The sequence below is a fragment of the Caballeronia sp. INML1 genome, assembly GCF_023631085.1.
Classification (GTDB): domain Bacteria; phylum Pseudomonadota; class Gammaproteobacteria; order Burkholderiales; family Burkholderiaceae; genus Caballeronia; species Caballeronia turbans.
In genome coordinates this window covers 13,842-38,115 of sequence record NZ_JALQDT010000018.1, presented here as the reverse complement: position 1 = coordinate 38,115, position 24,274 = coordinate 13,842, and the positions used below count along the sequence as shown (strand labels likewise).

The 24,274-nt window shown below is 64.6% G+C and carries 22 protein-coding genes; 12 read left to right on the top strand and 10 right to left on the bottom strand.

What is annotated here, in order from left to right:
• Window positions 1-2 precede the first annotated feature (2 nt).
• From NCR38_RS07155 to NCR38_RS07145, 3 genes are all read right to left on the bottom strand, one after another.
• Window positions 3-722: a 4Fe-4S dicluster domain-containing protein gene (locus NCR38_RS07155; RefSeq protein ID WP_250476686.1), complete on the bottom strand. Its 720-nt coding sequence runs from the start codon at window positions 720-722 to the stop codon at window positions 3-5.
• An 11-nt stretch (window positions 723-733) separates the two neighbouring features.
• Window positions 734-3,664 (bottom strand): molybdopterin oxidoreductase family protein, encoded by a 2,931-nt coding sequence (locus tag NCR38_RS07150; protein ID WP_250476685.1) that lies wholly within the window; start codon window positions 3,662-3,664, stop codon window positions 734-736.
• Between the two features lie 65 nt (window positions 3,665-3,729).
• Window positions 3,730-4,803 carry a YeiH family protein gene (locus NCR38_RS07145; RefSeq protein WP_250476684.1) on the bottom strand — a complete coding sequence of 358 codons (1,074 nt, stop codon included), beginning with the start codon at window positions 4,801-4,803 and terminating at the stop codon, window positions 3,730-3,732.
• Between the two features lie 115 nt (window positions 4,804-4,918).
• Between NCR38_RS07145 and NCR38_RS07140 the strand changes: the two genes are divergently transcribed.
• The 8 genes from NCR38_RS07140 to NCR38_RS07105 all read left to right on the top strand — a co-directional run bounded on the left by NCR38_RS07140 (window position 4,919) and on the right by NCR38_RS07105 (window position 12,623).
• Window positions 4,919-5,809 (top strand): LysR family transcriptional regulator, encoded by an 891-nt coding sequence (locus tag NCR38_RS07140; RefSeq protein ID WP_250476683.1) that lies wholly within the window; start codon window positions 4,919-4,921, stop codon window positions 5,807-5,809.
• Window positions 5,810-5,946: 137 nt separating this feature from the next.
• A complete protein-coding gene (locus tag NCR38_RS07135) occupies window positions 5,947-6,756 on the top strand; it encodes a TIM barrel protein (RefSeq protein WP_250476682.1) in 810 nt (269 codons plus the stop codon).
• 43 nt (window positions 6,757-6,799) lie between these two features.
• Complete coding sequence (locus NCR38_RS07130; RefSeq protein WP_250476681.1) at window positions 6,800-7,801, top strand: sugar kinase; 1,002 nt, start codon at window positions 6,800-6,802, stop codon at window positions 7,799-7,801.
• A 54-nt stretch (window positions 7,802-7,855) separates the two neighbouring features.
• Window positions 7,856-9,136: an MFS transporter gene (locus NCR38_RS07125; protein ID WP_061121509.1), complete on the top strand. Its 1,281-nt coding sequence runs from the start codon at window positions 7,856-7,858 to the stop codon at window positions 9,134-9,136.
• Window positions 9,137-9,272: 136 nt separating this feature from the next.
• A complete protein-coding gene (locus tag NCR38_RS07120) occupies window positions 9,273-10,241 on the top strand; it encodes a D-glycerate dehydrogenase (protein ID WP_061121508.1) in 969 nt (322 codons plus the stop codon).
• A gap of 104 nt (window positions 10,242-10,345) precedes the next feature.
• The gene (locus tag NCR38_RS07115; protein ID WP_250476680.1) at window positions 10,346-11,425 is read left to right on the top strand and encodes a LacI family DNA-binding transcriptional regulator; all 1,080 of its coding nucleotides are present in this window, start codon (window positions 10,346-10,348) and stop codon (window positions 11,423-11,425) included.
• Window positions 11,426-12,217, top strand: coding sequence for a YhfC family intramembrane metalloprotease (locus NCR38_RS07110; RefSeq protein ID WP_250476679.1), 792 nt, complete (start codon window positions 11,426-11,428; stop codon window positions 12,215-12,217).
• 40 nt (window positions 12,218-12,257) lie between these two features.
• Complete coding sequence (locus tag NCR38_RS07105) at window positions 12,258-12,623, top strand: DUF3022 domain-containing protein (RefSeq protein ID WP_250476678.1); 366 nt, start codon at window positions 12,258-12,260, stop codon at window positions 12,621-12,623.
• Here NCR38_RS07105 and NCR38_RS07100 read toward each other — a convergent pair.
• Window positions 12,620-13,048: a PGDYG domain-containing protein gene (locus NCR38_RS07100; RefSeq protein ID WP_061121540.1), complete on the bottom strand. Its 429-nt coding sequence runs from the start codon at window positions 13,046-13,048 to the stop codon at window positions 12,620-12,622. The two genes, NCR38_RS07105 and NCR38_RS07100, sit on opposite strands and share 4 nt — an antisense overlap.
• Window positions 13,049-13,167: 119 nt before the next feature.
• A complete protein-coding gene (locus NCR38_RS07095; RefSeq protein WP_061121744.1) occupies window positions 13,168-13,686 on the bottom strand; it encodes a Spy/CpxP family protein refolding chaperone in 519 nt (172 codons plus the stop codon).
• Between the two features lie 164 nt (window positions 13,687-13,850).
• Here NCR38_RS07095 and NCR38_RS07090 point away from each other — a divergent pair, with 164 nt between their 5' ends.
• The 3 genes from NCR38_RS07090 (at window position 13,851) to NCR38_RS07080 (ending at window position 16,577) form a co-directional block, all read left to right on the top strand.
• Window positions 13,851-14,741 (top strand): LysR family transcriptional regulator, encoded by an 891-nt coding sequence (locus tag NCR38_RS07090; protein WP_061121740.1) that lies wholly within the window; start codon window positions 13,851-13,853, stop codon window positions 14,739-14,741.
• Window positions 14,742-14,853: 112 nt separating this feature from the next.
• Complete coding sequence (locus NCR38_RS07085) at window positions 14,854-15,309, top strand: Lrp/AsnC family transcriptional regulator (RefSeq protein WP_045450664.1); 456 nt, start codon at window positions 14,854-14,856, stop codon at window positions 15,307-15,309.
• Between the two features lie 158 nt (window positions 15,310-15,467).
• Window positions 15,468-16,577, top strand: a complete 1,110-nt coding sequence (locus tag NCR38_RS07080) for a saccharopine dehydrogenase family protein (RefSeq protein WP_061121743.1) — start codon at window positions 15,468-15,470, stop codon at window positions 16,575-16,577.
• Window positions 16,578-16,580: 3 nt separating this feature from the next.
• On the opposite strand, the gene NCR38_RS07075 is transcribed toward NCR38_RS07080, so the two are convergent.
• Together NCR38_RS07075 and NCR38_RS07070 are read right to left on the bottom strand one after the other, a co-directional pair.
• A complete protein-coding gene (locus tag NCR38_RS07075; protein WP_061121739.1) occupies window positions 16,581-17,165 on the bottom strand; it encodes an ATP-binding protein in 585 nt (194 codons plus the stop codon).
• 34 nt (window positions 17,166-17,199) lie between these two features.
• Complete coding sequence (locus tag NCR38_RS07070) at window positions 17,200-18,513, bottom strand: sodium:proton antiporter (protein ID WP_061121738.1); 1,314 nt, start codon at window positions 18,511-18,513, stop codon at window positions 17,200-17,202.
• Between the two features lie 207 nt (window positions 18,514-18,720).
• Here NCR38_RS07070 and NCR38_RS07065 point away from each other — a divergent pair, with 207 nt between their 5' ends.
• A complete protein-coding gene (locus tag NCR38_RS07065) occupies window positions 18,721-20,103 on the top strand; it encodes an FAD-containing oxidoreductase (protein WP_061121742.1) in 1,383 nt (460 codons plus the stop codon).
• A gap of 687 nt (window positions 20,104-20,790) precedes the next feature.
• On the opposite strand, the gene NCR38_RS07060 is transcribed toward NCR38_RS07065, so the two are convergent.
• The 3 genes from NCR38_RS07060 to NCR38_RS07050 all read right to left on the bottom strand — a co-directional run bounded on the left by NCR38_RS07060 (window position 20,791) and on the right by NCR38_RS07050 (window position 23,901).
• Window positions 20,791-22,032 carry an MFS transporter gene (locus NCR38_RS07060; protein ID WP_061121737.1) on the bottom strand — a complete coding sequence of 414 codons (1,242 nt, stop codon included), beginning with the start codon at window positions 22,030-22,032 and terminating at the stop codon, window positions 20,791-20,793.
• A gap of 31 nt (window positions 22,033-22,063) precedes the next feature.
• Window positions 22,064-23,248, bottom strand: coding sequence for a hypothetical protein (locus tag NCR38_RS07055; protein ID WP_250476677.1), 1,185 nt, complete (start codon window positions 23,246-23,248; stop codon window positions 22,064-22,066).
• Between the two features lie 146 nt (window positions 23,249-23,394).
• Window positions 23,395-23,901, bottom strand: a complete 507-nt coding sequence (locus NCR38_RS07050) for an ankyrin repeat domain-containing protein (RefSeq protein ID WP_409219266.1) — start codon at window positions 23,899-23,901, stop codon at window positions 23,395-23,397.
• Between the last annotated feature and the right edge of the window lie 373 nt (window positions 23,902-24,274).

Below are 24,274 nucleotides of genomic sequence, written 5' to 3'. Positions count from 1 at the left end.
AGTCAGACGCGCGCGGCCATCGCCGCGAGATTCAGGTCGCCGTGCGCTTCGAGCGAGGCGTCGTCGCCGGAATGACAACCGCACGAGCCGCCGCTGCCGCACGCATTCACCGGGCGCCGCGGCAAATAATGATTCGCGGGCTTGGTCTCCCATTCCGGCATCAACTGATAGCCGCCGCGTTCCTCGATCGCCTTCGAGACCACCGACTCCGGATCGTGGATATCGCCGAAGAGCCGCGCCGACGTCGGACAGGCGAGCACGCATGCGGGTTTGCGATCGCGCTCGGGCAGCGCCTCGTTGTAGATGCGATCGGCGCACAGCGTGCACTTCGTCATTTCCTTGCGCTCTTCGTCGAGCTCGCGCGCGCCGTACGGACACGCCCACGCGCAGTACTTGCAGCCGATGCACTTGTCGAAGTCCACGAGCACGAGCCCGTCTTCCTTGCGCTTGTAGCTCGCGCCGGTCGGACAGACAGGCACGCACGGCGGGTCCTCGCAGTGCAGGCAGGACTTTGGAAAGTGGATGGTGTCGGCGAGCGGAAACTCACCGGCTTCATAGGTCTGCACGCGGTTGAAGAAAGTGCCGGACGGATCGGCGTCATAGGGGCGCTGATCCGCGAGACTGCCCGCTTCGCCGGACGTGTTCCACTCCTTGCAGCTCGTCACGCACGCGTGACATCCGACGCACACGTTCAGGTCGATCACGAGGGCCATTTGGGTCATGATGGTCTCCTTCAGTTACCCGGGTTTCGCTTGATGACATTGCGCAAACGCGCCGCGAACTCGCCGCGCCCGGCGAAGTAGGTCTGCACGACGCGCTGGATCGGACCCGGCATGCCGGGCGAGGGGCGCATCGGCGCGAATTGCGGCAGCGTGTGGCTGGCATCCGCTTCGGCGGGATAGACGCGCACGCGCACGTCGTACCATGCCGCCTGTCCCGTGATCGGGTCCGAGTTGGAGAAGCGCATGCCTTCGGTCCCGGACGCCGGAAGCTCGTCGGTGATGAGGTGATTGAGCAGGAAGCCGCGCTGCGATTCGTTGGCATCTGGGCCGAGGCTCCACGCGCCCGACGCCTTGCCGATCGCGTTCCATGTCCACACCGTGCCCGGTTCGACCGCCTCGCTATAGCGCGCCATGCAGCGCACCTTGCCCCATTGCGATTCGACATAGATCCAGCCGCCGTCCTCGATGCCGTTCGCCTTCGCCATGCGCGGATTCATGTACAGCAGGTTCTCGCCGTGAATCTGCCGCAGCCACGCGTTTTGCGAATCCCACGAGTGATACATCGCCATCGGGCGCTGCGTGACGGCCGCGAGCGGATATCGGTCGAGATTGGTCGTGTCGAGTTCGAGCGGCGCGTACCAGAACGGCAGCGGATCGAAATACTGCTCGATGCGCGCGCGCAGATGCTCGGGCGGCTGCCTGCCTTTCGTGCGTCCTCGCGCGGCGAGGCGGAACTTCTGCATCACGTCGGAGTAGAGCTGGATCAGGATCGGCTCGCCGAATTTGCGAAAGCCCTTGTCGACGGCGAATTGCAGATAAGGCCCGTTGCAATTGCGCATGTACTGCAGCGACTCGGGCAAGGTGTAGTGATAGACGCAATCGTGCCTCGCGTACTCTTCCCACTGGTTCGGATTCGGTTCGCCGACGAGCGCATCGCGGCCGTCCTTGCCACGCCAGCCCATCAGAAAGCCGACGCCCGATCCCGGCGACGTCTGATGATTGACAATGAAGTCCGGATAGTCGCGATACTTGCGCTTGCCCTCCGGCGTAGTGAACGCGGGCAGCCCGAGGCGGCCGCCGAGCTCGACCAGCACTTCCTGAAACGGCCGGCATTCGCCCGTGCGCGGCACGACCGGCACGCGCACCGAATCGACGGGACCGTCGAACTCGGAGATCGGGCGATCGAGCATCGACATCGCGTCGTGGCGTTCGAGGTAGGTCGTGTCGGGCAGGATGAGATCGGCGAACGCGGTCATCTCCGACTGGAACGCATCGCACACGACGATGAACGGAATCCTGTATTCGCCGTCGTCGTTCTTGTCGGCGAGCATCTTGCGCACTTCCATCGTGTTCATCGACGAGTTCCACGCCATGTTGGCCATGAATATCATCAACGTGTCGATGGGGTAGGGATCGCCGCGCCACGCGTTCGTGATGACGCTGTGCATCACGCCGTGCACCGCGAGCGGATACTCCCAGGAGAACGCACGGTCGATGCGCACGGGCGTGCCGTCGTCGTGAATGAAGAGGTCCTCGGGCGCGGCGGGCCATCCGAGCGGGCCGCTCGCAAGCGGCGTGTTCGGCTTGACCTGATCGGGATGATTCGGCGGTTTCGCGGACGGCGGCACCGCGCGCGGAAAAGGCGACTTGTGACGGAAGCCGCCCGGACGGTCGATCGTGCCGAGCAGCGACATCAGCACCGCGAGCGCACGGATCGACTGGAAGCCGTTCGAATGGGCGGCGAGCCCGCGCATCGCGTGAAAGGCGACGGGATTGCCCGTCACGGTGTCGTGTTTTTTCCCCCAGCAGTCGGTCCATTCGATCGGCAGCGTGACCTTGTGGTCGCGGCCCGTCTGGATCATTTCGGCGGCGAGACGTTTGATGGTTGCGGCGGGAATGCCGGTGATGGCGGCGGCCCACTCGGGCGTGCACGACGCCACCTGCTCGCGCAGCAGCGCGAAGGAGGGCGTGACGGGCGTGCCGTCGTCGAGCGTGTAGCGGCCCTCGAGCGCGGGTTCGGCGTCATCGGCATGATGCGCGACCGCGCGATTCGTCTTCTTGTCCCACCACAGATGATTTTGCGGAAAGAGCGCGTTGCGCTCGGGCGTCTCGCCGTCTTTCACGAAAAGCCCGAAGGTATCGCTCGCTTCGTTCATGTCGAGCAGTTCCGCCGCGTTCGTGTAGCGCGTGACGAACTCGTGATCCCAGGCGTCGGCGGCGATCAGTTCGTGGATCAGCGCCATGAAGAGCGCGCCGTCGGTGCCGGGGCGGATCGGCACCCATTCGTCGGCGATGGCGGCATAGCCCGTGCGAACCGGATTGATCGCGATGAAGCGCCCGCCCGCGCGCTTGAACTTCGAAATGGCGATCTTGAGCGGATTCGAATGATGATCTTCCGCGGTGCCGATCATGAAGAAGAGCTTCGCGCGATCGAGGTCGGGGCCGCCGAATTCCCAGAACGAGCCGCCGATCGTGTAGATCATGCCGGCCGCCATGTTGGCCGAGCAGAAGCCGCCGTGCGCCGCGTAGTTCGGCGTGCCGAAGTTCTTGGCGAAGAGGCCGGTCAGGGCCTGCATCTGGTCGCGGCCCGTGAAGAGCGCGAACTTCTTCGGATCGGTGGCGCGCAGATGCGCGAGACGCGTTTCGAGCATGTCGAGCGCGACTTCCCATGAAACCGGCTCGAATTGCGCTTCGCCCCGCAGGGCGTCCGGTTTTCGCATCAGCGGCTGCGTGAGACGCGCGGGCGAGTACTGCTTCATGATGCCCGACGCGCCCTTGGCGCAGATCACGCCTTGATTGAGCGGATGGTTCGGATTGCCGTCGATGTACCGGACTTCGCCGTCGCGCAGATGCACGCGGATGCCGCAGCGGCATGCGCACATGTAGCACGTCGTGGTCTTGACATCGAGCTTCTCGTTCTGGGTGCGAGCGCCGTGTTCCATGAGTGCTCCGTTAAAGCGTTATCGCGCGAGCCGACACTCGCGCGATGGGTACTTCCGTGCATCCCTCAGCCGAACAGACGTTCGACCCCGAGCGTGATCGCAAGGCCACCGCCGACGAGCCACGCGTACAGGATCGCGCCGGTGGCGAGGGCGCGCGGGCCCGCCTCGCGGATCTGCGCGATGCGCGTCTCCATGCCGAGCGCGGTCATGGCCATCGTGAGGGCGAAGGTGTCGAGCGTGTTGATCGTGCTCGTCGCGGCATCGGGCAGTACGTGCAGCGAATTCACGACGACGAGCACGAGAAAGCCGAGCGCGAACCAGGGCACCGCGATCTTGCTTTTGCCCTGCGCCGAACCATCCGCCGATGCGGCACGCGAGCGGCTGATCCAGAAGCCGATCACGAGCAGCACGGGAACCAGCAGCATCACGCGCGTCATCTTCACGATGGTCGCGATGTGCGTCGCTTCCGGGCTCACGTTGCTCGCCGCGCCGACGACCTGCGCCACTTCGTGGATCGTGCCGCCGAAGAAGAGGCCCGCGCCGAGCGTGTCGAGATGCAGCCAGCCGGCGTTGAGCGCGAGCGGATAGAGGAACATCGAGAGCGTGCCGAACAGCACGACACTGCCGACGGCCATTGCGCTCTTGTGCGGCTTCGATTGCAAGGTCGATTCGAACGCGAGCACAGCCGCTGCGCCGCAAATCGCGCTGCCGGCTGCCGTGAGAAGTGCCGTGTCGCGGTCGAGCTTCATCAGCTTCATCCCGGCCCACGTCCCGATCACGAGCGTGCTCACGACGACCAGCACCGACACCGTGAAGCCCGACACGCCGACTTGCGCGATCTCCTGGAGACTCACGCGCAGCCCGAAAAACGCGACCGCGATCCGCAGCAGCTTGCGCGCGGAGAAGTTGACGCCCGCCGCCCAGCTATCGGGCATGCCGTGACGCAATGCGTTGCCGTAGACCGCGCCCGCAACGATGCCGACGATCAACGGACTGATCCCGAGCCCGGCGATGGCGGGGATGCTGGCGAGGCGCGTGACGGCTGCGGCGAACAACGCGACGAACAGGATGCCGTTGAGTTGCCCGCGCGTGGAGGAGGCGGGCGGCGCAAGATGGTGTGCGGACTGAACCGTGGACATGGATGAACCCATTTGAAATTGGTGGAATCGATGGGCTAATCCTATTCCCGATATATCAATATGAAAAATCGTGATTTAGAATGTGAAGTATCGGACAAACTGATATTTATGAGAAATGACCCCGGAACAACTGATAACCTTCGCGACGGTCGCGGAGCACGGCAATATCAGCCGTGCGGCGGTGGCGCTGCATCTGTCGCAGCCGGCCGTGTCCGGCCAACTGCGGCTTCTGCAGGAGGAGTTCGGCGAGCCGCTGTATCAGCGCGACGGTCGCGGTGTGCGCCTGACCGCCGCCGGTGAACAGTTGCTCGGCCACGCGGAGCGCCTGCGCGAGACGTTCCGGGCGGCGCACGCGCTGCGGGACGCGTTGCGCGGGCTGGAGCGCGGCACGCTGCGCATCGGCGCGAGCACGACGCCCGCGAGCTATTTGCTGCCGTACCTGATCGCGGCGTTTCACAAGCGCTATCCGGACGTCGTCGTGACGACCATCGACGGCAATACGGCGGATATCGTCGCAGCCCTCGGTTCGCTCGATATCGCGCTGGTCGAAGGCTCGCCCGGAAGCGATCTGCCGCTCGGCACGACGGTCACGTCGTGGCGCGAGGACGAGATCGTCGCGATTCTGCCCAACGGCCATCCGCTTGCCGACGGGCGCGAGTCCGTCACGCTCGATGAACTCGGCGAGCACCCGCTCGTGCTGCGCGAGCCAGGCTCGGGCGTGAGGCAGGTTATCGAGCGCGCGTTCGCGGACTGCGATGCGCCGATGCGCGTCGCGCTGGAAATCGCCGGCGTCGAGGGCGTGAAAGAGGCGGTGCGCGCGGGCATGGGCATCGGTTTTGTGTCGGCGATGTCGATCCGTCACGAAGACAGTGCGCTGCGGCGCGTGCGCATCGCACCGAAGCCGCTCACGCGCCGCTTTTCCATTCTGCTGCCTCATGCGGCGACGCCGTCGCGCGTCGCGGCGCGTTTTCTGGAGTTGTGCGACGAGCCGGGTCTGCTCGGCTAGGGAATTCCACTATGGCGCCTCGATGGCGGTCTGACGCACCATTCGTTCTCAACAGGGCGCCGCGGCGTCTTTTTTGAAAATCGATCATGGAACCGGTTCCAAGCTAATTTTGGCGCCGAAACGATACCGAGAAGCGCGTGAACGAGAATTTCCCGAACGTTGAGGCGAGTACTGACGTTGTGATCGTCGCGAGCGCGTTCGGCGCCGATGCGATCCGGCGCGACGGTCACGCCGTCTGGGCTTGCGCCGCGGCGCGAGCGGGCGCGAACGGCTTCGAAGTGCGCCGAGAATTGTTCGCGAGCGACGCGGATGCGCAGCCGGAAGCGCTCGCGCAACTGGGCGAACGTATTCGCGGGTTGGGTTTGTGGATCGTCTATTCGACGCCCGCAACGCTTTTCCATGACGACGGCTCGCTCGACCGCGAAGCACTCCGCCTCGCCATCGACGAAGCGTCGGCGCTGAACGCGCGCATCGTCAAGCTGCAACTGGGCGGCACGGAGCGCGGCGTCGCGACCGATCCGGCGACGCTCGACCGCCTCATGACCGACATCGCCGCGTCGAAAGCGCGCGTCGTCGTCGAGAACGGACAACTGAAGGCGGGCGGGACGATCGGCGCGTTCGACGCGCTCTTCGTCGCGCTGCCGCGACAAAGCGGCCTTTCAATGACCTTCGACACCGGCAATTGGCACTGGGCCGAACAGGATCCTCTCGACGCCGCCACGCGGCTCGCACCGCATGTCGCCTACGTGCACTGCAAAGCAGTCATGGGCGAGGGCGCCCGCCGTTTCGCGGCCGCGCCCGCGGACGGCGAGGCGCGCTTCGCGACGCTGCTCGCGCGCTTGCCGGGCGATGTGCCGCGCGGCATCGAATATCCGTTCATTGCCGGCGCGGACGTCTCGCTCGACGCCGAAGCCGCGCGCCAGGTCGCGCGAATCGCGGCATTCTGAATTACGCATTTTGCATTCAGCATTCATCTGTAAAGGACTCGACATGCAAGCCAAGCCTGAGGCTCTCGACGTCGTCACCTACGGCGAAGCGATGACGATGTTCGTCGCGGCCGTCACCGGCGATCTCGCGAAGGCCGGTCAATTCACGAAGCGCGTCGCGGGCGCGGACCTGAACGTCGCGATCGGCCTGTCGCGGCTCGGGTTCAAGGTGGGCTGGATGAGCCGCGTCGGCAACGATTCATTCGGGCGCTACGTGCTCGACGTGCTCGCGTCCGAAGGCATCGACGCAAGCCGCGTGACGATCGACGAGCGCTATCCGACCGGCTTCCAGCTCAAGGGCAAGTGCGACGACGGCAGCGATCCGGCTGTCGAGTACTTTCGCAAGGGGTCGGCCGCGAGCCACCTGTCGCTCGACGATTACGCCGCCGACTACGTGCTCGGTGCGCGTCATCTGCATCTGACGGGCGTCGCGCCCGCGATATCGGCGAGCTCGCGTGAACTCGCGTTCCATATGGCCCGGGAAATGCGTGCGGCAGGCAAGACGATTTCGTTCGATCCGAACCTGCGCCCGACGCTCTGGCCGTCGCGGGAGGCGATGGCCGAGTCGCTCAACGCGCTCGCCGCGCTGGCCGACTGGGTGCTGCCCGGCGTGTCCGAAGGCCTGACGCTGACGGGCCATGCGAAGCCCGAAGACATCGCAGCGTTCTATCTCGACCGGGGCGCGAAGGGCGTCGTCGTCAAGCTGGGCGCGCACGGTGCGTACTTCCGCACGGCGGAGGGCGAAGAGGGCATCGTGCCGGGCCTGCCGGTCGACAAGGTCGTCGATACGGTCGGCGCGGGCGATGGCTTCGCGGTCGGCGTCGTGAGCGCACTGCTCGAAGGCCGCGACGTGCGCCACGCGATCGCGCGCGGCAACCGCATCGGCGCACTGGCGATTCAGGTGATCGGCGACAGCGAAGGACTGCCGACGCGCGCCGCGCTCGATCTGCTCGAAGCACAGGATTCCAACGACAAGACGGCCAAAGCCGCGTTCGATCTGGCCTGACGACTGACCAGGCCATCCGCCGGGAAACCCAACGAATTGCGTTCGGAGACAACCATGCAATCCTCGACTCCCAAACTCGCTGTGCGCCGCTGGTGGGCGATCATGCCGATCGTCTTCATCACGTACAGCCTCGCGTATCTCGACCGCGCCAACTACGGCTTCGCCGCGGCTGCGGGCATCAATCAGGACCTGGGCATCAGCAAGGGATTGTCGTCGCTGATCGGCGCGTTGTTCTTCCTCGGCTACTTCTTCTTCCAGATTCCGGGCGCGATCTATGCCGAGCGTCGCAGCGTGAAGAAACTCGTGTTCTGGAGCCTCGTTCTGTGGGGCGGGTGCGCGACGCTCACGGGCATGGTGAGCAACATTCCGTCGCTGATGGCGATCCGCTTCGCGCTCGGCGTCGTCGAGGCCGCGGTGATGCCGGCGATGCTCGTCTTCATCGCGAACTGGTTCACGAAGTCGGAGCGCTCGCGCGCGAACACGTTTCTCATCCTCGGCAATCCGGTGACGGTGTTGTGGATGTCGGTGGTATCGGGCTACCTCGTGAATTCGTTCGGCTGGCGGCACATGTTCATTGCCGAAGGCGCGCCTGCCATCCTGTGGGCGGTGATCTGGTGGTTCATCGTGAAGGACAAGCCGGCGCAGGTGAACTGGCTCACGGACCAGGAAAAGAACGATCTCGATGCGACGCTGCGCGCCGAACAGGCCGCGATCAAGCCAGTGAAGAACTATCGCGAGGCGTTCAAGTCGCCGGCGGTGATCAAGCTGTGCGCGCAGTATTTTTGCTGGAGCATCGGCGTGTATGGTTTCGTGCTGTGGCTGCCCTCGATTCTGAAGAACGGTTCGACGCTTGGCATGGTCGAGACGGGCTGGCTCTCCGCCGTGCCGTATCTTGCCGCGACCATCGCGATGCTGCTGGCTTCCTGGGCTTCCGACAAGCTGCAGGCGCGCAAGGCGTTTGTATGGCCGTTCCTTTTGATCGGCGCGGTGGCGTTCGCGGGATCGTACTTGCTCGGTTCGACGAATTTCTGGGCTTCGTATGCGCTGCTCGTGATCGCGGGGGCTGCGATGTATGCGCCTTATGGGCCGTTCTTTGCGATCGTGCCGGAGTTGCTGCCGAAGAATGTCGCCGGCGGGGCGATGGCGCTCATCAATAGCATGGGGGCGTTGGGGTCGTTCGTTGGGTCGTATTTCGTTGGCTATCTGAATGGTGCGACGGGGTCGCCGGCGGCCTCTTATGTGTTCATGAGCGTGGCGTTGTTGCTTTCTGTGTGGCTTACTTTGGCTGTTAAGCCGCAGGCTGCGGTTAGGGCTGGTGTTGTTGTGCGGTCTTGATGTTGATGTTTTTTTTTCGCCGGATCCCGTTTTCTTTTTGGTTTATTAGCGTTGCCCCTGTGCGGGGCAGTGCTAATAGACCGACAAGAAATCAGGTTCCCACAAAAGCCCAAACCGACCCAACCCTTACCCCACCATGACGAAAAAAATCGTAGCTTACAAACCCTTGCCGAGCGACGTCGAAGCCTACCTCCGCGAGCACGCCGACGTGGCACACGTCGATCCAAAAGACCACGCGGCCTTTGTCGCAGCACTGCAGAATGCCGACGGTGCCATCGGCGCGAGCGTGAAAATCTCCTCCGACATGATCGAAGGCGCCAAACACCTGAAAGCGTTTTCGACCATCTCCGTAGGCTTCGATCAATTCGACGTCGATGACCTCACGCGTCGCGGCATCGTGCTCACGCACACGCCCGACGTGCTCACCGAATCCACCGCCGACACCGTCTTCGCACTGATCCTCGCAAGCGCGCGCCGCGTCGTCGAACTGGCTGAATGGGTAAAGGAAGGCCACTGGACCTCGAGCATCGGCGAGGCGTGCTTCGGCGTGGACGTCCAGGGCAAGACACTGGGCATCGTGGGTCTCGGACGCATCGGCGGAGCAGTCGCGCGGCGCGCGGCGCTCGGCTTTCGCATGAACGTCCTCTACACGAACCGCAGCGCGAACGAGCAGGCGGAAAGGGAATTCGGCGCGAAGCGCGTCGGGCTCGACGAACTCCTCGCGCAATCCGACTTCGTCTGCCTGCAAGTGCCGCTCACGCCCGAGACGCGCGGTCTCATCGGCGCGAACGAGCTGAAGAAGATGAAGCGCAGCGCGATTCTGATCAACGCATCGCGCGGGCCGACCGTCGACGAAACCGCGCTCATCGAAGCGCTGAAGAACGGCACGATTCGGGGCGCGGGCCTCGACGTGTTCGAACAGGAGCCGCTGCCCGTCGATTCGCCGCTGCTCGCGATGAAGAACGTCGTCGCGCTGCCGCACATCGGCTCGGCCACGCACGAAACGCGTCACGCGATGGCGCGCAACGCCGCCGAGAACCTCATCGGCGCACTGGACGGCACGCTCACCCGGAACATCGTCAATCGCGACGCGCTTGCGCGCTGAAAGCGTGGGGTCGCGCGGGCATGCGCTAACATGCGCGATGCGAGGAGAACGATAATGACGGCGTCGCGTCCCGCTTCACGGCGATGCGCGCGCCCACGACCACTATGTCCGACGATCCCACATTGACAAACCGCCCGGCCGCGTTCGGCGCGCGCCGCACGACGATCACCGATGTCGCCCGCGAAGCCGGCACGGGCAAGACCAGCATTTCGCGCTATCTGAACGGCGAGATGGGGGTGCTGTCGCCCGACTTGCGCGAGCGCATCGAGGCGGCCATCGCGAAGCTCGACTATCGGCCGAACCAGATGGCGCGCGGCCTGAAGCGCGGCCGCAATCGCCTGATCGGCATGCTGCTCGCCGATCTCACCAATCCATATTCCGTCGAAGTGCTTCAGGGCGTCGAGGCCGCGTGCCACGCGCTCGGCTACATGCCGCTCATCTGTCACGCGGCCAACGAGATCGACATGGAGCGGCGCTATTTGCAACTGCTGACGACGTATCGCGTGGAAGGCGTGATCGTCAATGCGCTCGGCGTGAAGGAAGAACTGCTGCAGGGCTTCGCGCAAGGCGGCATTCCGGTCGTGCTCGTCGATCGTTTCGTGGACGGCTTCATCACCGACATGGTCGGGCTCGACAATCCCGCCGCCGTGCAGCTCGCCACGCGTCATCTCGTCGATGAAGGTTTCGACGAGCTGCTGTTCATCGTGCAGCCCGTCACTCACGTGAGTTCGCGGCGCCTGCGCGAAGCCGCGTTTCGCGAAACCGTCGCCGCGCTCGATGCAAGCGGCTCGACGCTCGTGATCGATCTCGCCGATGCATCGCCCGCGCTTGCGGAACTCGATTCGCGCGTCGCGGCGGCGAAAGCGGCGGGCAGGCGCGTCGCGCTTTTTGCAGCGAACGGGCCGGTTGCGCTGCGCGTCGCGGTGCATCTGAAGGAGCGTCATGGCGCCGACTGGCAGGCACGCGTCGCGCTGATGTCGATCGACGACTCCGAATGGGCGCAACTCGCCGGCATGACGACCGTGCGCCAGCCGACGTACGATATCGGCCGGCGTGCGGTCGAGTTTCTCCACGAACGGCTCGGCGGCGCCACGATGCCCGCGCGCGAATGCCTGCTGCCGGGCGAACTCGTCGTGCGCGCATCCACGACACGCGAAACGCAACAGGCATCACAAGGAATCTGAATGGTCAGTGTTTCGACGTTGCTGAGCCTCGCGCTCGCGACGCTCATCATCGCGGCGATGCCCATCGTGCTGTACATGAAAGTGCGGCCGCGTTTCGGTATTTTGCCGCGCGAGGCGATTCTCGGCATCGCGGTCTTCGCGCTCTTCGCGATGGTGATCGAACGCGCGCTGCACGGCTTCATGTTAAGCAATCCGGTGACGTCGGCCTGGCTCGCGAATCCCGCGATATTCGTCATCTACGGCGCGATCGCCGCGGGCTTATGCGAGGAAGTCGGACGCTTTCTCGCGATGAAATGGCTCATTTCACGCGAGCCGGGCGCGCTCGACCGGCACGGGCCCGCGCTCGGCTACGGCATCGGGCACGGCGGGGCGGAAGCGTGGATCGTCGGCGTGCTCGTGCAGGTCCAATGGATCGTCTATGCGATGCTCGCGAATCAGGGCACGCTCGACTCGCACTTCGCGGGCGCGCCGCTCGACGCGCTCGCACGCATTCATCTGGTGTTGATGAGCTTGTCGCCGGTGTCGGCGGGCATCTTCGTCGTCGAACGCGCGAGCGCCTTCGTATTGCAACTCGGCTTTTCCGCGCTGATGTGGCAGATGCTGCGCGAGCGCTCGCGTCACGCACTCGTGTTTCTCGTGGCTGCGCACGCGCTCGTCGGCTTGCCTGCCGCGCTTTTTCAGGCGCGCCTCGTGCCGCTCATCGCCGCAGACGCCGTGTATCTCGTGCTCGGCGTGATCGTCGCGGTGGCGCTCGTGCGCTACTATCGGCGCGTCGCCGCTCGGGTCGCCTGAGCGCGCCTGAGCCGGCGCTTCAACCGGATTTCGATATCGAATGGACGACTATCAATACGACTGTCCGAGCGCGGACATCGACATGCTCGCGCACGTGATCTGCGATCTCTTTCCCGAGCAGACGCAATTCGCCGAACGCAAGGAAGACGCGGGCCGCACCTCGCTCCTGATTCACTACGTGGCGATGCGCTTTGGGTCGAGCGCGCGGCGCATCACGATCGACGTTCGCTTCGATCCGGCCGCGCTCGCGCGTTATCGCGCGCTGCCGCCGCGCATGCACGCGCGCAGCTACGCGGTGCTGCGCGCCTACGTGGAAGCGACGCTCGGATCGCTCGAAGAGATGTACGCGGACGGCCAGACCGTGCCGCGTGAAGTGGACATCGAGATGGGCGAAGACTTCGCTTAAGCGTCGCGATAGACCTTGGCGAAGCGCGCCGCTTTTACGACGCCATAGTCGCCCGGCGCGTACTGCATGACCCAGTCGCCGGCGTCGCCGGTGAGGATGTCGCCGGCCGCGGATCGCGCGATCGAGAAGGCCTCCTGCATCTCTTTCGCGAGCACGACGCCCGGACGGTTGCGATACGTGCCCGCCTCGCCGTGCGCGATGCCGCCTTCGGGCACGTACTTGGCATCGAAGCGCTCGCGCGACACGACCCAGCGCTCGCCGCTGCTGCCGGTGACGATCGCATCGTCCTTCGCATAGCGGTTCGGGCCTTCGAGGCTCATGAGTTCGCCCGCTGCAGCCGCGAATTCGACGGCGACGGCTTCGTCTTTCACGACGCGGCGCGCGGCGGGGTCGGTGGCGAGATCGAGTTGGGACAGATGGAGCATGATGCGATCCGGAGTGACGGTGGCGGAGCGGGATCGTAACGGCATTCGCGCCATTTTGCACCCGGCGGACGAAAAAAAGCCCGCATCGCGCGATGCGGGCTTTCCGGTGCGCCGAGCGTTCAGGGCTTGGTCGTCGATGCTGCGTCCGCACCCGCCGCATGCGGGCGATGATGCCCGCGGCTGTGCTTCGACTTGCCGTGCTCGTCGCGGAAGCTCGCATCGGCGAGTTTCTTCTGCTCGGGCGAAAGGCTCGCGTAAAGCGGCTCGAAAGCCTCGACGAGGCGCTTCGTGCCGTCCGCGTTCGCTTGCGTGATCTGCTCGTATTGCTTCATGTCGTCGAGCGCGGACATGGTGTCGCGCTGCGCGATGCGCTGGCGATACAGATCCGCCATCGTGCGGCCGTTGTCGCGCATCACGTCGGCGAATTTCGACCATTGTCCTTCCTGCTGCGGCGTGATCTTGAGGCTCGAATGCAGATCCGCGATACGCTCTTCGACGCGCGCCTCGCGCTTGCTGGCGGCCGGAGCGGATGCCGCGGTCTGCACGGCCGGTGCCGATGCCGCGGCGGGCGCCGACGACTGCGCGAATACCGGGCTCAATGCGCAGAAAGCGGCCAATGCAACAAGTGTTCTTTTCATTCGGGTTACCTTCGATCGATATGGGAAGCGGCGTGCTTCGTAAGCTGCGTTGAAAGGCAACGCGATGAGCACGCCATCGGCGGATATTAGTATCACGATTGCATGCGGCTTCGCCCGCATTGCCACAACTGCTTACATTCGATACGTCTCTGGAAATATACGCAGTGGATACCTTGTTGAGCATGCGGGTCTTCGTCGCCATCGTCGAGGCAGGAAGCCTGAGCGCCGCGGCCGAGCGCTTTTCGATCTCCGCGCCGATGGCCGGCAAACATCTGCAGGCGCTGGAAGCGCGGCTCGATGCGCGGCTTCTCGTGCGCACGACGCGGCGTCAAAGCCTCACGGAGATCGGCCGGGAATACTACGAACGCTGCCGCCGCATTCTGACGGAAGTGGATGCGGCCGATGCGCTCGCCGAATCGATGAGCGCGACGCCGCGCGGCGTACTGCGCGTGACCGTGCCGCTCACGTACGGCGTGCAGTTCGTCACGCCCGCCGTCACCGAGTTTCTCGCGGCATTCACGCAGATCAGCGTCGAGCTCGACCTGACCAACCGCATGGTCGATATCGTCGAGGAGGGCTTCGATGCGGCCGTGCGCATCGGCACGCTCGCCGATTCCAGCTTCGTCGCGCGTCCGCTCAAGCCGTATGCGATGACGGTGTGCGCATCGCCCGCCTATCTCGCACGCGCGGGCACACCCGCGTCGCCGGCCGATCTCGCGAGTCACGAGTGCCTCGGTTTCGTGCATCTGGGCCGCGAGGCGGGCTGGCGGCTCGAAGGCGAGAACGAGGCCATGCACGCGCATCGCACGCAGTCGGCACGCTTTCGCGCGAACAATGGGCAAGCGCTCAAAAAGGCGGCGCTCGCGGGGTTCGGTCTCGTGCTTCAGCCCCATGCGCTCGTCGAAGACGAGTTGAAAAGCGGCGCGCTCGTAGCCGTCCTGCAGGATTGCCTGCCGAGGCCGTCGCCCGTGCATCTCGTCTATCCGCGCGACACGCGCGCGACGCCCAAGCTCGCGAGCTTCGTGGAATTCATGGTGACGAAGCTCGGCGTCTGAACGGCGTGCCTTCCACGACGTCTCGGCGATAATGCAGAACACAAAACGCCGAATGCCATATCGCATTCAAGACACATAACTCAAAACGCAGAATGCCTACGGAGACGCCCCCATGAGACCGCCGCGCCTCGATCAGCTCGACGACATCGACCGCAATCTCGTCGCGCTCTTGCAGATGAACGCGCGCGAGAGCGTCGCGAATCTGGCGCGGCAACTGGGCGTCGCGCGCACGACGGTGATCGCGCGCATTGCGCGGCTCGAGAAGAACAACGTGATCGCGGGCTACGGCGTCCGGCTCGGGCAGGACGTGCTCGATGCGAGCATTCAGGCGTATGTCGGCATCAAGCTCATGCCGAAGTACGGGCGCGATCTGCAGAAGCGCTTTGCACGCATGCCTGAGATTCAGTTGCTTTGCGCGGTGAGCGGCGAGTTCGATTACGTCGCGTGGCTGCGCGCCGATTCGCCCGACCGGCTGAACGACCTGCTCGACGAAATCGGTGCGCTGGAAGGCGTCGAGCGGACCACGACCTCGATCATCCTCGCGCGGAAGATCGATCGCGCCGGTTGAGCGCAGGCGCTGCATATCGCAGCGTTCGATCGTCGAAACGACGAAAAGCATCGTCGATGCGCATCATTTTGCGTCTAGGATCAGTATTCGCGCGCTCCTAAACTGTGTGAAGAAGGGCATCGGATCGCCCGCCATCCGCACAGATAAAGGAGATGAAAATGAAAGTGGCCCTCGTCGGCGCCGGATTGATCGGTCAAAGCATTGCCCATTTGCTGCGTGAAACGGGGGACTTCGACGTCGTCGCATTCGATCGTGACGACCATGCACTCGCGCTGCTCGATGCGCAAGGCATCCCGACGCGCCGCGTCGATTCCGCCGATACGCCCGCGCTGCGCCAGGCATTGATCGGCTTCGATGCGCTCGTCAACGCGCTGCCGTATTACCTTGCGATCAACGTCGCGTCGGCGGCGAAAGCGGCGGGCGTGCATTATTTCGATCTGACCGAGGATGTGCGCGCGACCCATGCGATCCGAGCGATCGCCGACGATTCGGAACTCGCGTTCATGCCGCAATGCGGTCTCGCGCCGGGTTTTATCGGCATCGTCGCGCATGATCTGGCGAAGCGTCTCGACGACGTGCGCGAAGTGAAGATGCGCGTCGGCGCGTTGCCGGAGTTTCCCACCAACGCGCTGAAGTACAACCTGACCTGGAGCATCGACGGTCTCATCAACGAGTATTGCCAGCCATGCGAGGCGATCCGCGAAGGACGCACGCAATGGGTGCAGCCGCTCGAAGGTGTCGAACATTTCTCGCTCGACGGCATCGAGTACGAAGCGTTCAATACGTCAGGCGGACTCGGCACGCTGTGTGAGACGCTCGCGGGGAAGGTCGAGACGCTCGACTATAAGTCGGTGCGCTATCCGGGGCATCGCGACCTGATGAAATTCCTGCTCGACGATCTGCGCATGTCGACCGACCGCGACGGTCTCAAGACGATGCTCAAGCGCGCGGTGCCTGCGACGACGCAGGATGTCGTATTGATCTTCGTCACGGTGACGGGCATGCGCCGCGGGCAACTCGTGCAGGACGTCTTCACGCGCAAGATTTTCGCGAAGGACGTATGCGGCTCGCCGATGAGCGCGATTCAGATCACGACCGCTGGCGCGATCTGCGCCGAACTCGATCTCTTCCGTGAAGGCGTGCTGCCGCAAAGCGGCTTCCTGCGTCAGGAGCAGGTGCCGCTCGACGCGTTTCTGAACAACCGCTTCGGCAAGCTGTACGAAGGCGCAAACGCGGTGGCGACGACGCGGCAACTGGCGGCTGCCTGAACTTCATGACGCGGCGACCAGGCGTGCGAGCAATGCGTCGCGCGCCTGATCGGACGGCGCGGTGTTGTCGAACATGACGAGCGTCTGCGCGAGCGCCGCGTCCGGCACGAAAAGCCGCTGACGATACTCTTCCCAATGCGCGAGCTTGTATGCATCGTTCGGATCGCCACGCGCGACGATGCGCTGGTGCGCCACGTTTTCATCGACATGCACCCAGACGACGCGAATGGTTACGTCCTCACCGATGCCGAGCCATGCCCGATCGAAGAGACGTTTGCTGCGCACCTCGCGCGTTAGCGGCGCGACGATCGCCACACTCACGCCGAGCGCGAGATTTTCAGCGGCGGTGTTGATGAGACAGCGATACTCCGGATCGCGAAAATGCTCGATGAAAAGCGGACTGTCCCGATCGTGCGGGTCGCCGGTCAGGGCGCCGATCGCCGCTGCGCTGTAGGGGCCGTAGAGCGTGTCCTTGTCGAGCAGGCAGAAGGGTTCGCCGGTCGCCTGCATGAGCGGCGCAAAAAGCTGCCTGGCGAGCGTCGTCTTGCCCGTGCCGGCATGGCCGCAGAAAAAAATCAGATGCTTCACGCCTGATCGGTCCTCGAGGGATGAGTTGCCACGCTCATTCAGCCGAGCGCGCGCGCTGATAACGGTTCATGAGCGGGGTAGCGGTGATGCCATGCACGATCACCGACGCAGCGATCGTCGCGATGACGTACGGCACGAGCGGCGCGGCCACGTCGCGCGGCGCATGTTCGAGCGCATAGAGCAAATAATAAAACGAGCCGACCCCGCGTATGCCGAACCAGCTCATGAGCCGCCTTTGCACGCCCGTCGCATGTGAGCCGATGAGCGATGCCTCGACCGCGGCAGGCCGCAACACGAAGAAGAGCGCGACGATGAGTGCAGCCGCCTTCCACGTGAACAGGTCGCGCCACATCGTCGCTAGCACGGCGCCGACCATCAGCATGACGGCCACTTCGGCGATGCGTTCCAGTTCGATCGTGAAACCGTGCACGCGCTCGGCCATGAACGCGTGCGCGCGCTCCGGATCGGAGGCCGCGGCGCCGACGTCCTCCGCGTCGATGTTGCCGACCGCCTGGCGCGCGGACTTGCCGCCGCTTTCTTTCTGTTCGACACGGCGCATCGAGAGACCGGCGGCAAAGACCGCCAGAAACGCGTAGGTATGCAGCAACTCGGCGACGCCGTACGACAACGCGATCAACCCGAGCGCATAGAAACCCTCCGGCCCGAGCGCCTCGCCGTGGCGCGTGCGCAGATAGGCGACGCCGCGCACGGACAAGGCACCGAGCAGCCATCCGATCACGAGCGCGCCTGTAATGCCCCACATCGCCTGCAACGCGAAGCTCCAGATCGACGCCTCGTTGGAAGTCGCCCCGAAATTGCACACCGCGATGCCGAGCAGGGCGAAGGGCAGCGCGATGCCGTCGTTGAGGCCGCCTTCGCCCGTCAGCGAGAAGCGCAGCAGATCGATGTCGCCGGGCGCTTCCACCTGTACGTCGTGAGCGAGCACGGGGTCGGTCGGGGCGAGCATCGCGGCGAGCAGCAGCGCCGGTCCCCAGTTGAGCCCGAGCGCATAGGCGGCGAAGAGCGTGAGGATCGCGACCGTGAGCACCATCGCGACGAAGCCGAGCCGGATCGGCAGAATCCAGATGCGGTCGGTGGGCGGCAGGCGCAGCCGCAGGCCGATCGCAAAAAGCGAAACGAGCATCGCGACTTCGGTGATGCGCCTCAGAACGGTTGCATCGTTCGCAAGGTCGAGCGTCAGCAGATTGGCCGCGCCGGGCCCGATTGCGAAGCCGATCGCGAGATAGAACATCGCGGTGCTGATCGGCAGGCGCTTGAACGTCGAACTGGCGAGGCCCATGAAAATGAGCACGCCACCGACGACCAGAAACCAGATCGTCTCGATCATGAATGCCTTTGGGCTTTGGGTGCTGAGGGTTGAGCGAAACGCGCGCCGTGACGCGCGTCGGTCGCTTCGAGGGCAGCACGCGCCATGCCCGTGGCCGGAAAGACGCTTCGGGCAGGGTCGCTGCCTGCCCGACGACTTGCGCGTAAGATGCATTTCGATTCCGGCATCGCGATTCGTCATCTGCTTCATTCGCACGGAGAATCCAGCATGGCACAGCACTTCGATGCGGTCGTCATCGGCACGGGGCAGGGCGGCTCCCCGCTTGCCGTGCGGCTCGCGCAAAGCGGCAAGCGCACCGCGGTGATCGAGCGGCATCTGTTCGGCGGGACTTGCGTAAATGTCGGCTGCACGCCGACCAAGACTTATGTCGCGAGCGCGCGGGCGGCGCATGTCGCGCGCACGGCGGCGCAGTATGGCGTGATGATCGGCGGCGATATCACCATCGACATGGCGCGCGTGAAGGCGCGAAAGGACGAGGTGATCGGCGGCTCGCGCACGGGCATCGAAGCGTGGCTGCGCGGGACGGAGAATGTCACGGTGTTCAAGGGACATGCACGCTTCACGGGGCCGCACGCACTGTCCATCGAAGCGGCCGACGGCTCGACGCAGGACATCGGCGCCGATCTCGTCTTCATCAACACGGGCACGCGCGCGGCCGTGCCGGAGATCGACGGGCTCGAACGCGTGCCGTATCTGACCAATTCCACGATTCTCGAGCTGACGGAAGTGCCCGAGCATCTCGTCATCGTCGGGGCGAGCTATATCGCGCTCGAGTTCGGGCAGATGTTCCGGCGCTTCGGCAGCCGCGTGACCTTGCTCGTGCGCGGCGAGCGCATTCTGACGCGCGAGGATGAGGACGTAGCGCGCGCGATGCAGGGCGTGCTCGCGCGCGAAGGCGTCGCGTTTCGGTTCGGCGCGCAGATCGGGCGCGTGGAGCCGTCGGCGGGTGGCGTGCGCATCGTGTGCGGCGATGAAACCATCGACGCCTCGCATCTGCTTTTCGCGACCGGACGCACGCCGAACACCGACGATCTCGGCCTGACGCAGGCGGGCATCGCGGTAAACAGGCACGGCATGATCGACGTGGACGGGCAGTTGCGCACCAAAGTGGAAGGCGTGTACGCGCTCGGCGATGTAAACGGGCGCGGCGCGTTCACGCATACGTCCTGGAACGACTACGAGATCATCGCTTCGAATTTGCTCGATGGGGAGTCGCGAAGTGTCGACACGCGCATCATGGCTTATGCGGTGTTCGTCGATCCGCCGTTCGCGCGGGTGGGGATGAGCGAGGAAGAAGTGCGCAAGGACGGCCGCGAGGCGCTCATCGCGACCATGCCGATGTCACGCGTGGGGCGCGCACGCGAGCGCGGTGAAACCGATGGCTTCATGAAAGCACTCGTCGATGCGCGCACGCAGCGGTTTCTAGGTGCGGCGATTTACGGGATCGAAGGGGATGAGGTTATTCATACGTTCATCGATATCATGAATGCGGATGCGCCTTTTACTACGTTGCAGCGGGCTATGCATATCCATCCTACGGTGAGTGAGTTGATTCCCACTCTGCTCGAAGGGCTGGGGGTGTTGAGGTGATTTTTTTTTCGCCGGATCCCGTTTTGTTATTGGTTTATTAGCACTGCCCCTGTGCGGGGCGGCAGTCACTTTCTTTGCTGCTGCAAAGAAAGTAACCAAAGAAAGCAGCTCGTTAGGCCCGCGGTCACACGCAGTTTGGCCATGCTTGTCAGCCGATCGTGGGCTGCCTAAGTGTCGCCCTCATAGGTCCAACCGCGCTTGGATCGCACACGGTCTGACAAGCTAGTTGTTCAAACGCGCTGGTTCAGCACGAAACAGCGCCGGCACAGCGCTACGCGCTGCCGCAGGGTTTGCAACGGAAACCAACGAATTACCAATGCAGCGAGATAGAGCCGTTAGCAAAAAGAGTACGGGCAGACCCGATTGACCCAACGGCCGCGAAGCGGGCTGGAGCCATTTGGTGCTGAACCAGTTTGTTGTGTGGCGTGAGGTGGCGGACCGTGCGCGATCCAAGCCCGGTTAAATCTTTGAGGGCGACACTTAGGCAGCCCACGGTCACCTGGCACGCGTGGCCAAACTGCGTGTGACCGCGGGCGTGTGGAGCTGCTTTCTTTGGTTACTTTCTTTGCAGCAGCAAAGAAAGTGACTGCCGCCCCGCATAGGGGCAACGCTAATAAACCAAAAAGAAAACGGGATCCGGCAACCCAGGCCGAGGCAGACGCCGAGGCCGACGCCGACGCCGAGGCCCTAAACCCCCACCGAGGGTTTCGCCTCATCCTTCGCCACCACCTGCGCAGTCCGCGTCTCCGGCATCGCAAGCCAGACCATCAACACCGCAAGCGCGCCCGCCCCGGCGAGTCCGAAGAAGCTCATCGCAGTACCGAAGCGATCGGCAGCAAACCCCGCCGCAGCCGTCGAAAGCGTTGCCCCGACGCCCGCCGCAAGGCCGAAGAAGCCGATCGTCAAGTTGTAGTGCCCGCGCCCGCCCGCGACATCCGCCGCAATGAGCGGCAGCATCACGCCGAACACAGCCGCGCTGATGCCGTCGAGCATCTGCACCGGCACGAGCAGATACGGGCTGCTCACGCCCGCGAACAGAATCGCCCGTACCGGCAATGCGCAGAACCCGAGAATCAGCACCGGCCGGCGGCCCCATATCTGCGCCTGTCGTCCGACCCAGGGCGATAACGCCGCAACGATGAACTGCGGCACGATGATGCACGCCGCGATCACGAGTTGAACGTTGTCGCCCATGTGCGCGGTCACTTCGCCGGCGGCGAGATTCAGCATCGCCGCGTTCGACAGATGAAAAAGCACCACGCACGCCGCAAAAATCAACAGGCGCTTGTCCTTCAGCAACTCGCGCAAGGATTCGCGCTCTTCACCCTCGGGCGTGAGCCTGGGTTTGCCGGCCGGTGCGCGCGGCACGTCAGGCGGCGCATCGTAATGAATCATGCGCAGCGCGATGATCGCCGGAAAGGCGAGCGCGGCGGTGAGGAAGAACACCGAGCGCAGCGACAGATACTCGCCGAACGCGCCCATCAACGCGGCGGTGAGCGCGCTGCCGATCGACGCCCAGCGCGCATTGCGGCCAAGCCGGTCGCCGAGATCGGCCCGCGAGACGAGGGCGAGCGAGATCGCCGCCATCGCCGGAACGAGCATGCAGCTCGCGAAGCCGTGCAGCACTTCGGCGGCGAACACGGGGACGAAGGTCGGGCTCGCAGCGAGCAAAAGCGCGCTCACGATGATCGCGATGATCGCGGAGAGCGCGGCGAATTTCTTGTTGCGCATCGCATCGACGAGCGCGCCTGCCGGCAACTGGCTCGCCATCGCGCTGATCGTGCCGACGGAGAGCATCAGGCCGATCTCGCCCTGCGTCCATTTGTTGGCCGCGAGGTACGAAGCAATGAAAGGGCCGAAGCCGGTCTGCACGTTGGCGACGAAGAAGTTCAGCCAGTCGAGCGCGCGCAGACTGCGTGCAATTACCATGTTGTGAATCGGTTCTCGATGTCGTTATCCGTTATCTGGCCGGGCGCGCGCCCGAAGCCTGCGCCGGCGCCGCGCCGGACGCGCCGGCCGTGCCCGACGAAGCCGGCGCCGGCGCCGCGCTCGCAGCCGTTGCCGGCGCAGGCGCAGGCGCAGGCGCGGGCACGACGGGCGACACGATCTTGATCGGCTGCTCGGGCGCGTAGGTCGGCGCGGCCTTCAGTTGCGCGTCGTTGAAATCCATCTGCAGTTGCCATTGCTTGTTGCGCGAGAGCACATGCAGGTCGCCCCAGTTGGCCGCGACATGCCGCTTGTCGCCCGCGAGCGAGCTGGACAGATCGAGCACGAGTGCCTGGGGCTGCGCCTGAGCATCGACGAGCACGTCCACCACACGCCCGATGCGCGCGCCATTTTTCTGCGACACCGTCGAATCGACGAGCTGCGTGAAATTCGCCGGCGCCTCCGCGATGGGCTGCGGCTTCGGCACCGGATCGGCCGGTTTGCCCTTCGCCGGCGGCGGGGGCGGCACGAGGGTGATCGGCGCGGTCTTCGAGTTCGGCGTGAAGCGAAATGCCGTCCACGGAAAATTCACCTTGCGGTCGCCGACACCGAGGAAGCCTGCCAGATTCACCATCAGGAGCTTCGGCTTCGCGGATCCGTCGATATACATGTCCACCGCGCGGCCGACGACCTTGCCTTCGGGGCGCTGCACCTCGGCATCGAGCAGGCCGTGCAGCTGATCGTGCTGCATGATGCGCGTCGAAATGATCTGCGGCGGAGGCGGCGGCTCAGGCGGTTCCGGCGGCGGCGCAACGGCCGGCTCGGGTGGCTTCGGCTTGACGACGCGGCGCTTCGGCTTCGGGGCCGGCGCTGGCTTCACCGTGGACGCCGGCTCCGGCGCCTGCACGGCGGGCAAGGGCTCTTCGGGCTCGCCGGAGCCGGCTTCCTCGGGCGCCGGAATATACGAATGCTCGACGATCGGCGCGGGCACTTGCTTGGGCATCAGCCCGCATGCGGAGAGCGCGAGCGCGGCGGCGACCGGAAGGCTTGCAGTGAGACGCAGCGCGCGCAACATGCGCGCAATGGCGACGATGAGCGCAGCCACGCCGGATATCAGCCGCGCGGCGGCACCGAAGGCGCTGTCTGCCCGACACGCTCGCGCGGGCGCGTGGTAGCTGATCGGCGACGCATCACCCCGATGCGAGATACCGCCTGTCATCGCAAAAGCTCCATGGTTCCGGGTCACCTGCTTGTCTGGTTCGTTGTTGGATCGGTGGTGGTCAGATCGATTCGACGTGCGCGAGGCGTCGCTCGTTCAGCGGACTGAATAATGCATGCAATGAACATCATGCCGGTCGAATGTCTTCATGCGTCGGGCGCTCGACTGCGCTCATCCGCTGCCCTTGCAAGTCGTGCCGCAGTGTCGGGCGCGCCCATCTTTTCGGCGGCGTCCCGGGCCGAGAAACCACCCGCATCACGCGCATCCGGGTCAGCGCCGCGCGCAATCAGCAGTTCGACGATCTCCACGCGGTTGAACATCGCCGCGATCATCAGCGCCGTGCGTCCGTCGGGCGATGCGCCCTCGACATCCGCGCCGTATTCGAGCAGCGTTTCGATCACCTCCCTGAAGCCCTTGAACGCGGCGCCCGCGATCGGCGTCTGGCCGTTATCGTTGCGCAGGTTCGCGTCGGCATGGTGCTCGAGCAGCACGCGCACCGCGTTCGCATGGCCGTGGTAGCTCGCTAGCATCACGAGGCTGTCGCCCTTGTCGTTGCGCAGATTGGGCGGCAAGCCCTTGTTCAGCAGCGCGTCGAGCATAAGCGCATCGCCACGGCGGGCGACATCGAACACTTCGCTCGCGAACGCGATCATGTCGTCGTCGGGGCCGTCGTTCGATTGCTGCGTCGGGTTCCGGTTCTGGTCGTGCTGCATGGATCACTCCATTTCGATCGCGTCGCTGCGCGGGACTGAGTTCGTCGGGATGCGTTCGGCGCGTGTCGCATCGCGTCTGCATTTCGAATGCACGTCGAATGCATTCAATCTGGCATTAGGAATGCAACACACATGCATGCAAAATGCGAATGCGGACGCGGGATCAACCGGGAGCATACACAGGTTTGCTTGCAGGCCGCGCTTTCCGCGCGGGCGCGTGGCCCGAAGCGGCAGCACGAATCGCGCCATGTCGGTGCGCCTTTGTGCCTCGGGAGCGCGCTGCTTGACGCTTATTCGCGCGTCCCGTTAGGCT

Coding starts and splice junctions, on each gene's coding strand:
- NCR38_RS07155 (WP_250476686.1), bottom strand. CDS start 722: ATGACCCAAATGGCCCTCGTGATCGACCTGAACGTGTGCGTCGGATGT.
- NCR38_RS07150 (WP_250476685.1), bottom strand. CDS start 3,664: ATGGAACACGGCGCTCGCACCCAGAACGAGAAGCTCGATGTCAAGACC.
- NCR38_RS07145 (WP_250476684.1), bottom strand. CDS start 4,803: ATGTCCACGGTTCAGTCCGCACACCATCTTGCGCCGCCCGCCTCCTCC.
- NCR38_RS07140 (WP_250476683.1), top strand. CDS start 4,919: ATGACCCCGGAACAACTGATAACCTTCGCGACGGTCGCGGAGCACGGC.
- NCR38_RS07130 (WP_250476681.1), top strand. CDS start 6,800: ATGCAAGCCAAGCCTGAGGCTCTCGACGTCGTCACCTACGGCGAAGCG.
- NCR38_RS07125 (WP_061121509.1), top strand. CDS start 7,856: ATGCAATCCTCGACTCCCAAACTCGCTGTGCGCCGCTGGTGGGCGATC.
- NCR38_RS07120 (WP_061121508.1), top strand. CDS start 9,273: ATGACGAAAAAAATCGTAGCTTACAAACCCTTGCCGAGCGACGTCGAA.
- NCR38_RS07115 (WP_250476680.1), top strand. CDS start 10,346: ATGTCCGACGATCCCACATTGACAAACCGCCCGGCCGCGTTCGGCGCG.
- NCR38_RS07110 (WP_250476679.1), top strand. CDS start 11,426: ATGGTCAGTGTTTCGACGTTGCTGAGCCTCGCGCTCGCGACGCTCATC.
- NCR38_RS07105 (WP_250476678.1), top strand. CDS start 12,258: ATGGACGACTATCAATACGACTGTCCGAGCGCGGACATCGACATGCTC.
- NCR38_RS07100 (WP_061121540.1), bottom strand. CDS start 13,048: ATGCTCCATCTGTCCCAACTCGATCTCGCCACCGACCCCGCCGCGCGC.
- NCR38_RS07095 (WP_061121744.1), bottom strand. CDS start 13,686: ATGAAAAGAACACTTGTTGCATTGGCCGCTTTCTGCGCATTGAGCCCG.
- NCR38_RS07085 (WP_045450664.1), top strand. CDS start 14,854: ATGAGACCGCCGCGCCTCGATCAGCTCGACGACATCGACCGCAATCTC.
- NCR38_RS07080 (WP_061121743.1), top strand. CDS start 15,468: ATGAAAGTGGCCCTCGTCGGCGCCGGATTGATCGGTCAAAGCATTGCC.
- NCR38_RS07070 (WP_061121738.1), bottom strand. CDS start 18,513: ATGATCGAGACGATCTGGTTTCTGGTCGTCGGTGGCGTGCTCATTTTC.
- NCR38_RS07065 (WP_061121742.1), top strand. CDS start 18,721: ATGGCACAGCACTTCGATGCGGTCGTCATCGGCACGGGGCAGGGCGGC.
- NCR38_RS07060 (WP_061121737.1), bottom strand. CDS start 22,032: ATGGTAATTGCACGCAGTCTGCGCGCGCTCGACTGGCTGAACTTCTTC.
- NCR38_RS07055 (WP_250476677.1), bottom strand. CDS start 23,248: ATGACAGGCGGTATCTCGCATCGGGGTGATGCGTCGCCGATCAGCTAC.
- NCR38_RS07050 (WP_409219266.1), bottom strand. CDS start 23,901: ATGATCGCGTTCGCGAGCGAAGTGTTCGATGTCGCCCGCCGTGGCGAT.